Origin of the sequence: Methylocystis sp. H4A (assembly GCF_015709545.1) — a bacterium.
In the GTDB taxonomy this organism is placed as follows: domain Bacteria; phylum Pseudomonadota; class Alphaproteobacteria; order Rhizobiales; family Beijerinckiaceae; genus Methylocystis; species Methylocystis silviterrae.
The window spans coordinates 428,522-441,071 of record NZ_JADNQY010000028.1; the positions used below are offsets into that span (position 1 = coordinate 428,522).

The 12,550-nt window shown below is 64.2% G+C and carries 14 protein-coding genes; 6 read left to right on the plus strand and 8 right to left on the minus strand.

What is annotated here, in order from left to right:
- Positions 1–415: 415 nt before the first annotated feature.
- Positions 416–973 carry a hypothetical protein gene (locus IYW40_RS18700; protein WP_196401754.1) on the minus strand — a complete coding sequence of 186 codons (558 nt, stop codon included), beginning with the start codon at positions 971–973 and terminating at the stop codon, positions 416–418.
- A 157-nt stretch (positions 974–1,130) separates the two neighbouring features.
- On the opposite strand from IYW40_RS18700, the gene IYW40_RS18705 reads away from it, so the two are divergent.
- Complete coding sequence (locus IYW40_RS18705; protein WP_196401755.1) at positions 1,131–2,039, plus strand: GNAT family N-acyltransferase; 909 nt, start codon at positions 1,131–1,133, stop codon at positions 2,037–2,039.
- A gap of 232 nt (positions 2,040–2,271) precedes the next feature.
- Here IYW40_RS18705 and IYW40_RS18710 read toward each other — a convergent pair whose 3' ends face one another.
- The 3 genes from IYW40_RS18710 to IYW40_RS18720 are packed head-to-tail and all read right to left on the minus strand — an operon-like array spanning position 2,272 to position 4,741.
- Entirely contained in the window at positions 2,272–3,099 is an 828-nt protein-coding gene (locus IYW40_RS18710; RefSeq protein ID WP_196401756.1) for a lysophospholipid acyltransferase family protein, read from the minus strand.
- Between the two features lie 48 nt (positions 3,100–3,147).
- Positions 3,148–4,293, minus strand: coding sequence for a PHB depolymerase family esterase (locus tag IYW40_RS18715; RefSeq protein ID WP_196401757.1), 1,146 nt, complete (start codon positions 4,291–4,293; stop codon positions 3,148–3,150).
- A 31-nt stretch (positions 4,294–4,324) separates the two neighbouring features.
- Positions 4,325–4,741, minus strand: coding sequence for a CopG family transcriptional regulator (locus IYW40_RS18720; RefSeq protein WP_175094944.1), 417 nt, complete (start codon positions 4,739–4,741; stop codon positions 4,325–4,327).
- A gap of 210 nt (positions 4,742–4,951) precedes the next feature.
- On the opposite strand from IYW40_RS18720, the gene IYW40_RS18725 reads away from it, so the two are divergent.
- From IYW40_RS18725 to IYW40_RS18735, 3 genes are all read left to right on the plus strand, one after another.
- Positions 4,952–5,506: an SRPBCC family protein gene (locus IYW40_RS18725; RefSeq protein ID WP_196401758.1), complete on the plus strand. Its 555-nt coding sequence runs from the start codon at positions 4,952–4,954 to the stop codon at positions 5,504–5,506.
- Positions 5,507–5,708: 202 nt separating this feature from the next.
- On the plus strand, positions 5,709–6,293 hold the full coding sequence (locus IYW40_RS18730) for an SRPBCC family protein (RefSeq protein WP_196401759.1): 585 nt from the start codon (positions 5,709–5,711) through the stop codon (positions 6,291–6,293).
- 119 nt (positions 6,294–6,412) lie between these two features.
- Entirely contained in the window at positions 6,413–7,348 is a 936-nt protein-coding gene (locus IYW40_RS18735) for a YncE family protein (protein WP_196402222.1), read from the plus strand.
- Positions 7,349–7,523: 175 nt separating this feature from the next.
- Here IYW40_RS18735 and IYW40_RS18740 read toward each other — a convergent pair whose 3' ends face one another.
- Positions 7,524–8,732, minus strand: coding sequence for an FAD-dependent oxidoreductase (locus tag IYW40_RS18740; RefSeq protein WP_196401760.1), 1,209 nt, complete (start codon positions 8,730–8,732; stop codon positions 7,524–7,526).
- Positions 8,733–8,857: 125 nt separating this feature from the next.
- Between IYW40_RS18740 and IYW40_RS18745 the strand changes: the two genes are divergently transcribed.
- Positions 8,858–9,265 (plus strand): NADH:ubiquinone oxidoreductase subunit NDUFA12, encoded by a 408-nt coding sequence (locus IYW40_RS18745; protein WP_196401761.1) that lies wholly within the window; start codon positions 8,858–8,860, stop codon positions 9,263–9,265.
- A gap of 86 nt (positions 9,266–9,351) precedes the next feature.
- A complete protein-coding gene (locus IYW40_RS18750) occupies positions 9,352–10,107 on the plus strand; it encodes a DUF2155 domain-containing protein (protein WP_196401762.1) in 756 nt (251 codons plus the stop codon).
- On the opposite strand, the gene aat is transcribed toward IYW40_RS18750, so the two are convergent.
- From aat to accC, 3 genes are all read right to left on the minus strand, one after another.
- On the minus strand, positions 10,104–10,772 hold the full coding sequence (aat, locus tag IYW40_RS18755) for a leucyl/phenylalanyl-tRNA--protein transferase (RefSeq protein ID WP_196401763.1): 669 nt from the start codon (positions 10,770–10,772) through the stop codon (positions 10,104–10,106). The two genes, IYW40_RS18750 and aat, sit on opposite strands and share 4 nt — an antisense overlap.
- 70 nt (positions 10,773–10,842) lie before the next feature.
- Positions 10,843–11,163 carry an MliC family protein gene (locus IYW40_RS18760; RefSeq protein ID WP_196401764.1) on the minus strand — a complete coding sequence of 107 codons (321 nt, stop codon included), beginning with the start codon at positions 11,161–11,163 and terminating at the stop codon, positions 10,843–10,845.
- 19 nt (positions 11,164–11,182) lie between these two features.
- The gene (gene accC / locus IYW40_RS18765) at positions 11,183–12,541 is read right to left on the minus strand and encodes an acetyl-CoA carboxylase biotin carboxylase subunit (RefSeq protein WP_196401765.1); all 1,359 of its coding nucleotides are present in this window, start codon (positions 12,539–12,541) and stop codon (positions 11,183–11,185) included.
- Between the last annotated feature and the right edge of the window lie 9 nt (positions 12,542–12,550).

Below are 12,550 nucleotides of genomic sequence, written 5' to 3' on the forward strand. Positions count from 1 at the left end.
AAAGCAACGCTCACGTCCGGCTGTCGCCGAGAGCCGCCGAACGTCTTAAAGATCGTTCGCCGCGTCGCCATTGCGTGTTGCCTCCAGACTGCGTGAGTCTTGCGACGACGTCAAGATATAGTGATGAAAATTAAAAAAGCGACAACATGTGGATAAGTTGGTGGATAAAGGGGAAAATTCCGGCCGGGCAGGAATGAGCGTCCGGCATCTGCGCAGATTCGGCAAGCGGGACGTTTGCGGGCGCTGGCGAACCCTGGCCCTCATGCTGAGGAGCGCCTGAAAGGCGCGTCTCGAAGCACGAGGGCGAGGGGTTTTCGCACTCTGCAGCATCCTTCGAGACGCCGCTTCGCGGCTCCTCAGGATGAGGATGCGCACTACGGGCATACTCTCTTAAAACTACAAAGCCTCGCCGCCGCTACTTGCAGGCTTTCGCGTCCGCCGGCTGGAGCAGAAAGGCGTGGTTCTCCGCATTGTCCGGGCTGAGATAGAGATAGCTGGAGCGCCCGCCCGCATCGGGCCCCGGCATTTCCAACCGCTCGACGACGCTCACGAGCACGCCCTCGGGCTGCGCGGCGATGCGGAACGCGCCGGATTTGTCGTAGCCGATCCGGCAATGATGCACGCCGTCGTTCTTGGTCTTGCAGGGGTCGGTTTCCTCGGCGGAGACCGAAGCGTTGCATAAGAGGGCGCCGCGGTCCTCCTTGCAGGCGCCGAAGGTGGAGAAGGTCGCCTTGCCGCGCCCCTTCGTCGAAAATTGCAGCGTCGCCAAAAACGGATAGGGCGGCGTGTCCTTCCGCGTTTCGATCGACAGCCACGCCTTGTCGACGATCTGGCTTTTATGGGCGGAAAGATGCGCCTTGTCATAGGCGCGCGCGTAACATCCGAGCGAGGGGAGCGGTTCCGCCCGCGCCGCGACTGTTGCGAAAACAAAAGCGCAGATCGCAGCGCTGAAGATGAGATGAGATTTGATCATTCGGTCCCCTAAAGGCGGTTCGATCCGCCGCCTTGTAGAAGTTCGCGAGTTCGCGCGCGAATCGCAACTTAAGCGGCGCATGAGCGATTCCCGCGTCACAAAAGCTTCGCCTCCCCGTGATCTTCAAGCGGGGAGATCGCAGCGGAGCGAGTCGCACATGTGGACGGTCAACGCGGATTTCGGTCAGACGATCTTCGCCCTCGTCAATTTTCCGCAAGCGGATGCAAAAAAGCCGAAAGCGGCGAAGAAAACGCTAAGTGAAACGCTCGGCCGTCTCGGCGCGCTGGAAGTGCGGCTCGCGCGCGGCAAGAGGGAAGTGCGCAAGGCGCAGCGCCTGCGTTACGACGTCTTCTACAAGGAAGGCGGCGCCATTCCCGACGCGCGCACGGCCTTCACCCGCCGCGACGCCGACCGTTTCGACAAATATTGCGATCATCTCATCGTCATCGATCACGCGGCGCAGACACGGCGCGGCAAGATCAGGCCGAAGATCGTCGGCGCCTATCGGCTGATGCGCGACGATATCGCGAAGAAGGCCGGCGGCTTCTATTCCGAAAGCGAATATGACGTCGCGCCGCTCCTCGCCCGTCATGCCGGCAAGCGTGCGCTGGAGCTCGGGCGCTCCTGCGTGCTCGCGCCCTATCGCGGCAAGCGCACCATTGAACTTCTGTGGCGCGGGCTGCTCGCTTATGTGCGGGCGCATGACATCGACGTGATGTTCGGCTGCGCAAGCCTGCACGGCGCCAATCCGCTCGCCCATGCGCAGGCCTTGAGCTATCTGGCGCATTACGCCCCGGTGGAAGAGGCGTGGCGCGTCAGCGCGCGAGACGAGCTGCACACGCCGATGCGGATGCTGGCGCGCGACGCGTTCGATCCGCGCAAGGCGCGCGACGCGCTCTCGCCGCTGATCAAAGGCTATCTGCGGCTCGGCGCGCGTTTTGGTGATGGCGCCGTCGTCGACCGCAAATTCAACACGACGGATGTCTTCGTCGTCATGCCCGTCGCTGAAATCGACGCGCGCTATCTCGAATTTTTCGGCGCCGCGCCGCACCACCGCGCCGCTTAGCGCTTCCGTCACTCCTGACGCCGAAAAGCCTGCCGGGACTGACCGCGCGCCAATGAATGCGGCCCCTCGTCCTTCGAGACGCGCGCTGCGCGCGCTCCTCAGGATGAGGCGCCTTGGTTTGCGCAAATGGAACTTGCTGATACCGCTGCAAGCAGTCCTCATGCTGAAGACGTGCGGAGCCGCTGTCTCGAAGCACTGCTGAGCAGCCTTGGGCTTCGCGCGCCATGTCTCGTCAGGACAATAAGCAGTCCTCATGCTGAGGAGGTTGCGTAGCAACCGTCTCGAAGCACGAGGTCTGCGGCGATTCCCGGTTGCGCCCGTGCGACGCGAGCAGTTTCTGCACCCGCGCATGCGTCTCTGCCGCGAGCGTCTTGCGGTCCTTGTCGCTCGTCTCAATTTCCTCGCCGAAAACAATGTGGCACTGCGTGCGGCCGCGCTTCATCAGGCTCCACAGATGCGGCAGGAAGCTCATGTCGCCATACCAACCCACGTCAATCTTGTTTGCCCCATCGGAGTAAGAGATCGCGGCGGGCGCGAGCGTCGGCGCTTCGCCGCGCGCGGCCATCGCCTCCAGCGGCGCGAAATGCGCCGAACGAAAAGGCAAAACCGCGGCGCCGTCGCTTGACGTGCCTTCGGCAAAGACGACGAGATCGCCGCCCGCGCGCAGCACGTCAGCGAGCGCGTCATTGACCCGCGAGACATCCTGCCTCGCGCCGCGTTTGACGAAGACCGTGCCTTGCAGCCGCGCCAGCAGTCCGAGCACAGGCCAGCGTGCGACTTCGCTCTTCGCCAGGAACACGAAGGGATAAAGGCTCGCAAGCGCGATGATGTCGGTCCATGAGACATGGTTGGCGACGACAAAGCGCGGCGCGGGTGAGGGCAGGGCGCCGCGCGCGTCGACCTTTACGCCAATGACGGCGCAGACCACGCGGCAGAAGCGCGTCTGAACCGCATGCTGAATCGGCCAGCCGCGCCGGCGCGCCAGCGCTTGGAGCGGAACAAGGAAGATGAAAGCGCCCGCCAGCGTGAGGACGAAGGCGAGCGCGCGCAGATAGGCCATGGCGCGCAGATGGCGCGCCTGTAAGACAGGCGCATGACAGCGCCTGCGCTACCGCGCCGCCGATGCGTCCGCCAGGAAAAACCGCACCATCTCGCGCGAAGCCTCGGGACCATGGCGATCGGCGAAGGAGCCGTCGGGATTGCCGCCCGACCAGGCGTGGCCGAGCCCCTCGACAGCCCAATGCTCCAGCTGCGGCACGCCGCGCGCGTCCGCAATGACGGTGCGGCTGTAATTGCGGCCGCCCGCCGATCCGGTCTCGCGCGTTTCGCGCGCGAGCGCATCGGCAAGATCGAGCCGAGCCCCTGCGATGATCGTTTCCCCGTTGGTCGGATGCACCTTCTGGTCGGCTTCGCCGTGGAAAACGATCGTCCGCACGCCGTCAGTCAGCTGCCTGCGCGCCGCGCCGAGCTCGAATCTACCGCCCATCGCCGCGAAGGCGGAGGCGACGTCGCTCGCCGAGCCATGCGCGAGGCCAGAATGTATGCCCACTGCGGCGTAGAGTTCCGGATAGGTCGCGGCCATTGTCGCGGCCATGGCGCCGCCGGCCGACAACCCGGCCACATAAACGCGCGACTCATCGACGCGCCACTCCGCCATGACGGCGCGCGTCATGCCGGCGATGAGGCTGGGTTCGCCCTTCTCGCGGGTCTGATCCGCCGGGTTGAACCAGTTCCAGCAACCCATCTGATTGGCCGTGGTTGACTGCGCCGGATAGGCGACGATGAAACCATGTTCTTCAGCCAGCTCATTCATTCGCGAGCCGACGGCGAAGTCCTCGGGGTTCTGCGCGCAGCCGTGAAGCATCACGATTAACGGCCGTTTGCCGTCTCCAACGCCACTGGGCGCATAGACCTTGTAGTCGCGGGCGCCGGCCGGGCCGACATAGCTGCGCGAGAGATAGGCGGCGCCCGGCGGAACGTCGATTTTCGGGGCTTTTCGCAGGGCGACGAGCGGCGCGCCGCTTTGATCGAGGCCCGGAAGGCCGGCGTGACGCAGCAACTCCACCGTCTCGCCGAGCGGGCGGCGCAGACGAAACGTCGGGGGATGCGGCTCGGCATGCGCGGCCGGCTGTGGCGCTGGCGCCGCGGCGCCGCTCGTCAGCGCGCGCATCAGCACGCGCGTCGCTTCGTTGAGATTTTGCTCGCGCGTCAGTTGCGTCGCCCTGTTGAAGGCGCTCGTCAGGAAGTTTTTCATTTTGTCTACGCCTCACAGAAGGGAGAAAAGTTCAACTGATGCGGTCCTGGAGCGCCGCCTTGACGGACTTGCTCGCTTGCAGCGCGCCGAGCACGGTGATGGATTCGACGGTCTCGCGCGCGAGTTCCGGCGTGACGTCTTCGGCGATGGACGCCAGTCCCAGGACATGGATGCGCAATCTTCGGCCGGCCGCCTTCACGGCCTCGAGGTCTTCGCGGCTGTAGTGGCGCAAGCCGAGTTCCAGCGTATTTCGCACGATGGATTGTTTGACCGCGTCCGCATGCGCGCCGAGCTGATTGCGGATCGCGGTGCGAATGAAGTCGGTGCGGTTGGAGTAGAAGCCCTCGCGCACCAGGAGATCGATATGGCCGAGATCGACATATCCGACATTGATCGTGATTTTCTCAGCCTCTGGCGGCCTTTCCCGTAATTTGTGCAGGTCCGCCATGGCCATCCTCTCACCATCTGTCTGGATGGTATATGGATGGTCACGGGTTTGGGCGCAAGTGGCGCGCAAGACCTTTGTGGCCATAGTCGACCTGACGACTTCCTCCGCGGTCGAGTTCTTCGCTACTCTTGACGCCGCCGCTTTGGGCGCCGTTATGTGCGCCTGCCCGCCCACGTTGGCGGCCAGTTCAGGCTTTCTGGGAGATCCTAAATGACGATTGTGCTTGCGCGCCGCGCATGTGTCGTTGCGGCCCTGTCGCTTCTTTCCGCCGGGCTGCTCGCTGCCGGGCCAGCGTTGGCCCACGGCCCGTCGCGCCAGAAGGTCGTCGAAAAGATCGAAATCGACGCCCCGGCCGCAAAGGTCTGGGAGATCGTCGGCAATTTCCAGGATTGGAACTGGCATCCCGCTATTGCAAAGACCGAAGGGACGGGCGGAAACGCCGTCGACGCCAAGCGCAAGCTGACCCTCAAGAACGGCGGCACAATCGACGAGTCGCTGACCAAATATGACGCCGACGGCAAGTCGCTGAGCTACAAGATCGACGCCGTCGACGTGAAAGTCCTGCCGGTCAATAACTATGCTTCGACGATCAGCGTGAAGGAAGAGGGCGGCAAGAGCGTCGTCGAATGGAAGGGCGCGTTTTATCGCGGCTTCATGAACAATGATCCGCCGCCGGAACTTTCCGACGAGGCGGGGCTGAAGGCGGTGAGCGACATATACAAATCCGGTCTCGCCGCATTGAAGGCCAAGGCGGAGAGCAAGTAAGCGCCGCGCCATGCGCAAAGCACCAAGCACTGGTCAACATTGCGCCGGTCGATATCCAGGGGAATCGGATGAAGAATTGTTTTCCTCACCCTCGTCCTTCGAGACGCCGCCTGCGGCGGCTCCTCAGGATGAGGGTGAGGAAAACACACGCGAAAGCGGGCTTCCTCGTCCTTCGAGACGCGTGCTGCGCACGCTCCTCAGGATGAGGAAGCCCTTCACCCGATCGCCCTGGGTCGATATCGCCGCAATGCGTCGGCTCATCCTTGGCGCTGCGGCGGGGCTCGCTGTGTTTCTGCCGATCGCCGCATTCGCGGCGCATGGCGCTTCGCCGCTGAAAGTCGTCGAGACGACGATCGTGGATGCGCCGCCGGGCAAAGTCTGGGCGGTCGTCTCTGACTTCGCTCACGCCGACTGGCTGCCGGGCGTCGCCCGCGTCGAAGCGTCGGGCGACGATATTCCCGATCAGGCGCGGCGCAGGCTGATCATGGCCGACGGCGGCGTCATCGATGAACTGCTGACGAAGCGCGACGCCGAGCGGATGCTGCTTGGCGTGCATCGCGAAGGCGATGATGTGAAGCGGCTGCCGGCGACGAATTACACCGCGCTGATTACGCTGCGGCCAGCCGAAGGCGGCAAGACGCAGGTCGAATGGAAGGCGCGCTTCTACCGCGGCTATCCCAACAACGACCCGCCGCCGGAATTGAACGACGACGTCGCCATCGCCGCGGTGACGGGGCTGCAGCGCGCTTTTCTTGCGGCGTTGAAGACGAAGGTGGAAGCGAAGTGAGGCTTCAATCCGTCATGCCCGCGCTTGTCGCGGGCATCCACGCCAAGACGATGCGATGCGTCGAAGGAAAAGCGTCCAAGCGCTTTGCGCGCGCGTGGATGGCCGGGACAAGCCCGGCCATGACGGCGAGCGTGTTTCTCTCCTTTGCCATTCTCGCCGCGCCCGCCCTCGCAGACGAGGCCTTCGTCACCGCGCAAGGCGCCGACGCGCTCTCGATCGTCGATCTCGCGAAAATGCAGACCGTCGCGACGCTGCCCATTGGCGGCAAGCCGGCGGGAGTCGCGGTGTCGCGCGACGGCGCGCGCGCCTTCATCACCAGCCCCGAAGGCAAGTATCTCACCGTCATCGACGCGGCGAGCCGCACGATCGAGAAGCGCATTCCGGTCGAAGGCGGGCCGCTCGGCGTCGCCGCGAGCCCGGACGGCAAGCGCGTCTATGTCGCCGATCTCTATGGCCGGCGCCTCGTCGAGATTGTCCTCGCAGGCGGCGCGCAGCGCAGCGTCGGCGTCGGCGCAATGGCGTCGGGCGTCGCGGTGGCGCCAGACGGCAAGACGATCATCGTCGCCGACCGCGACGACAATGCGCTGTCCCTCATCGACGCGGCGACGTTTTCGCGCGCGGCGACCATACCTGTCGGCAAGCATCCCTTCGGCGTGACGATCGACGCGTCCAGCGCGCGCGCCTATTCGGCCAATGTCGAATCCGACGATGTCAGCGTCGTCGACCTCGCTTCCCGCACAGTCGTCGCGACGCTCAAATGCGGCAGCCGGCCTTACACGGTGGCGCTCGCCAAGGGCCGCGTCTTCGTCGCCAATCAGCATGCCGACAGCGTCAGCGTTTTCGACGCTGAGAGCTTGGCGCCGCTCGAAACGATAAAGGTCGGCGAATATCCGGAAGGCCTCTCGGTCAGCGGCGACGGCGCGCGCGTCTATGTCGCCAATTGGTTCTCGAACGAACTCTGGGCGGTCGACGCGCAGACGCTGAAAGTTCTGGGAAAAGCGGAGACCGGCGACGGCCCGCGCGCTTTCGGCGCCTTTATTCGCGAAGCCGAGTGATCTCGCAGCCATACAGCATTCGTTTGAACGGTTAGGATGTCATTCCCGACGCGCGAAGCGCGATCGGGAATCCAGAGTAAAGCCAGCATTCTTGGATCGGCTCTAGATTCCCGGTCAGGCCTTCGGCCCGCCGGGAATGACATGCCCGATGGATCAGGCGGAATTGGCATCGCGGTCACGTTTCGATGTGCTCGGGCCGCACGCCAAGCCCGATGAGCCGCGCCGGCAGTCGGCGCAGCAGCGGCACGGCGTTGAGCAGACGCAGCGCAAGCGGCGCGTCAAAAGGCTTCTCTGCCGAGAGGACGCTACGCACCACGCGATTTTGGATCGCGAGCTGAATGGCCTGCGTCACGCGGGTCGGAAACTCCCGCCGGCGCTGCACGGCGCGCACGTCCTCATCGCTGAGCGCATTGTCGCGCAGCTTCGCGGAAAGGAGATTGGCGGCGGCGACGGCGTCCTGGATCGCCAGGTTCACGCCGACTCCGCCAACAGGCGACATGGCGTGCGCGGCGTCGCCGATGCACAGCAATCCGGGCCGGCTCCAAATCTTGAGGCGGTTGACCTGAACGGTCAGCAGGCTCACGTCGGTCCAATCCTTGAGCGTATCGACGCGATCGGCAAGGAACGGCGTTAAGCCGGCGATCGAATCGCGAAACGTCTCGATGCCTTTCTCGCGCAAATTTTCGGCGTCGCCCTTGGGGATGACGCAGCCGCACTGCCAGTAGGAGCCGCGATCGATCATCGCCAGCATGCGCCCAGGCGCGACGCGGCCGAAGCTTTCGTCGGGATCGCTCTCCTTGCGCGGCAGCTTGAACCAGAGCACGTCCATCGGCGCGCCGAAATCCTCGACGGGGAGCTTCGTTTCCTCGCGCATCCGCGAGCTCCGCCCGTCGGCGGCGATGACGAGCTTGGCCTCGATCTTCAGCTCTCCTTCCGGCCCTTTCGCCGAAACGCCGCAGACGCGCTCGCCGTCGAACAAGAGGCGCTCGCCCGCAGTCTGCATCAACAGCCGGAAGTTGGGCAGCGCGCGCGCATGTTCGGCGATAAAGTCGAGAAAATCCCACTGCGGCATGAAGGCGATGAAATTGCACTTGCCGGGGAGGCTCGAAAAGTCGGCGACCTTATATTGACGCTCCCCGATCCAAGCCGAAAGCGCATAGGCCTTGTGGTGGGGAAGCCGCAGGAATTCATCGAGCATGCCGAGTTCGTCCATGATGCGCAGCGTCGATGGGTGAATCGTGTCGCCGCGAAAGTCACGCAGAAAGTCGGCGTGTTTTTCGAGGACGATCACATCGACGCCGGCGCGCGCCAGCAGAAATCCGGCCATGAGCCCGGCAGGGCCGCCGCCGACGACGCAGCATTGGGTCGATAGTGTCGCGGACATGCAGTCCTCCGTCTGGGGGCGTCGCAAGCGGAAGCGCGAGCGGCTTCGATTGCGGGTTGCGGCAAGGCTGGACATTGGCGCCATCAGACGCAATAAGGGGCCACAGAATCGAGGACGCCAGATACATGTCCTATATCGTTCGCTTCTTCACCTGGTGGAACCGCGCGACGCTGAGCACCGGCCTGTGGACGCTGCTGTACGGCGAGCGCGTCGGCGAAGATGAATTCGGCAATGTCTATTACCGTCGGCGCGGCGGCAAGATCGATGCGGCGCTCGGGTTTGAACGGCGCTGGGTGATTTATAACGGCTATTGCGAGGGCTCTGCGACGCCGCCCGGATGGTACGGCTGGCTGCACCACACGGTGGACACGCCGCCGACCGACGAGACCTATCGGCCGCGCGCCTGGGAGCTTCCGCACCAGGCCAATTTGACCGGAACGCCGCAGGCCTATCGGCCGCCGGGTTCTCAGCTCGCGCTGGGCGAGCGGCCGCCCGCCGGCGGCGACTACGCCCCTTGGCGGCCTGAAGGCTGAGCGGCGCTCTCCTTGGAAAGGCCTTTCTTGCCTGCTTTCGTCCCCGGCCTGTTTTCGAGGCTGGCGGAGAATCCTGCGGTGATCGGATGAAGTTGCCCTTATCCCTGACGCCAGCGGCTGTCGGCGCGTGGGCTTTTTTTGCCGTCGCCGCGTCCGCCGAGCCGATCCGCCATCCAACCGCGATCTTCGCCGGCCTCGACAAGACCACTGGCCGCATCATCAATTTCGACGTCGCGATCGACGAAACCGTGCAGTTCGGCGCCCTTCAGGTGACGCCGCGCGTGTGTAATACGCGACCGCAGACCGAAACGCCGCAGACGACGAGCTTCGTCGAGGTGGACGAACTCATCCTCAAGCCGGAACATCGGGGCGACGCCAAGCCCGAAACGGTCAAGACCGACTCCAAACAGGAGGCGAAGCGCATCTTCTCGGGCTGGATGTTCGCCGCAAGTCCCGGTCTCCACGGGGTCGAGCATCCCGTCTATGACGTCTGGCTGGTCGACTGCAAAGGCGGCAAGGAGACGATCGCGCCGCCCGCCGAGGCGGCCGCGCCGGCGGCTCCACCTGCCGAGGCCGAGGCGACGGCCCCGTCAGAAGGGACCAGCGGTAAGAAGCGCCGCTCGCGCAGAGTCGAGCCGACGGCGCCGCCGCCGATGGAAAATCAGCCGATCGGCCCCACCGATCAGGCGGCCCCGGCGCCCGTCGAGCCTGAGGCGGCTCCTGCGCCAGCAGAAGATCCTGCCGCCTCGCCGACAGGCGGGCGCAAGAAGAAGAAGCGGCGCGCCGAACAGGTCAACCCCGCTGCGGCGCCTCCGGCCAGCAACCCGCTTTTCCCCTTCTAATCGGCCAGCGCGGCCAGCGCCTGAGCGCCGCGCACCGGCGCGTTCTTTGGCCAGACGCTGAAGTTGGCCTTTTCTGGGAGCGCCCGTTCGAGCGCGCGATGATATTCCTCGCGCGAAACCTCGATCGCGCCGAGCGAGGCGAGATGCGGCGTAATGAATTGCGTGTCGAGCAGCTGGAAGCCGCCCGCCCGTAACCGCCCCATCAGGTGGACAAGCGCGACCTTTGAGGCGTCGCGCTCCAGATGGAACATGCTCTCGCCGAAAAACGCGCTCCCGAGAGCGACGCCGTAGAGCCCCCCGACGAGACGCCCATCAAGGCGGCATTCGACCGTATGGGCGAAGCCAATATCGAACAACTCGCGATAAAGCCGATGGATTTCGGCGTTGATCCAGGTCCGCTCACGTCGAAACGCGGGAGCGGCGCAGGCGTCGATCACCGCGTCGAAATCGCGATCGACGACGACCTCGAACCGATCGGACCTTACCGTCTTGGCCAGGGAGCGCGACACGACGAAGTCATCGAGGGGAAAGATCGCGCGCCGCTCCGGATCGACCCAGTAAAGCTGATCGTCGTCGGCGCTCTCGGCCATCGGGAAAAGCCCGATGGAATAGGCCCGGAGCAGAAGATGCGGGGTGATCGCATAGGGGGCGTTGAGGCGAGACATCTATTCAAGGATAGCGGCGCGAGAACGCCGCGCCACCCTCGGGCGGCGAGTTTCTTTAAAGAAAGTTGAATTAATTGCGCGTCGTGCAGTTGAGCTTCTTGCTGCGCCACTCGACCATGGCGTCGTCGCCCTTGTTCCAGAACTCGATATTCTTTGCGACGTAGCGCGCGCCGCTCGCGGCCATGGCCTGTTTGGCCATCACGGTCTCGCCTTTAAAGACAAGTTTGGCGCGATTGGCGTTCGCGCCCAGGAAAGTGACCGTCAGAGCGGCGTTGGGATCGCCCGAACATGTGAAGACGAAGGGACCGCGCACGGTGGCTTTTGCGTGAGCGGTTGAGAGCGGCGCAGCTGCCGCCAGAACCGCTGCGATGATGACCAGGGATCGGTTCATCTTCTTTCCACCCTTCGCTCTAAAAATCGGGTTCGATGCCGCCCGTCGCCAAAAAATGCTCCAGCCAATGAATGTCGTAAATACCGTTTTGAACGTCGGCGTTGCGCACGAGCGTGCGAAACAGCGGAAGCGTCGTATCGATGCCGTCGACGATAAATTCGTCGAGCGCGCGGCGCAGTCGCATCAGCGCTTCCGTTCGGTTGCGCCCATGAACGATCAGCTTTCCGATGAGCGAGTCGTAGTTGGACGGGATCGTATAGCCCTGATAGACCGCTGAATCGACGCGAACCCCGACGCCGCCGGGCGGATGGTAATAAGCGATGCGCCCGGGCGAGGGCCTGAAGCTCGTGGGGTGCTCGGCGTTTACGCGGCATTCGATGGCGTGGCCGTAGAACCACATGTCTTCCTGTCGCAGGGAGAGCGGCGAGCCCGCCGCGACCCGGATCTGTTCGCAGACGAGATCGACGCCGGTGATCGCCTCCGTCACCGGATGCTCGACCTGAATGCGCGTATTCATCTCGATGAAATAGAATTCGCCGTTTTCGTAGAGAAATTCGATCGTGCCGGCGCCGGCATATTGCATGTCCCGCATGGCGCGCGAGCAGATCTCGCCGATCTCCATACGCTGGGCGTCGTTGAGCGCGGGCGAGGGGCTTTCTTCCCAGATCTTCTGGTGTCGGCGCTGGAGCGAGCAGTCGCGCTCGCCGAGGTGAACCGCCTGGCCCTTGCCGTCGCCGAAAATCTGAAACTCGATATGGCGCGGCTTTTCGAGAAATTTCTCGAGGTAGACCGTATCGTCGCCGAACGCGGCCTTTGCTTCGGTGCGCGCGGTGGCGATCGCGATGGGAAGGTCATACGCGTCGCGCGCGACCTTCATGCCGCGGCCGCCGCCGCCGGACGCCGCCTTCACCAGAACCGGAAAGCCGATCCTCTCGGCGACCTTCAGCGCTTCCTTTTCGCTCAGGATCGGCCCGTCGGAGCCAGGCACGCAAGGAATGCCGAGCTTCCTTGCGGTCGCCTTGGCTTCAATCTTGTCGCCCATCAGGCGGATGTGCTCGGATTTCGGGCCGATGAAGGTGATGTTATGTTCTTCGAGAATCTCGGCGAAGCGCGCGTTCTCGGAAAGGAAACCGTAGCCCGGATGCACGGCGTCCGCGCCGGTGATTTCGCAGGCGGAGAGCAGGGCTGGAATATTAAGATAGGAATCGCGGGCGGGCGCCGGCCCGATGCAGACGGACTCGTCGGCGAGCTTGACATGCATGGCGTCGGCGTCGGCGGTCGAATGCACGGCGACTGTCGCGACGCCTAATTCCTTGGCCGCGCGCAGGATGCGCAGCGCGATTTCGCCGCGGTTGGCGATAAGGATCTTGTCGAACATCTCTTACCG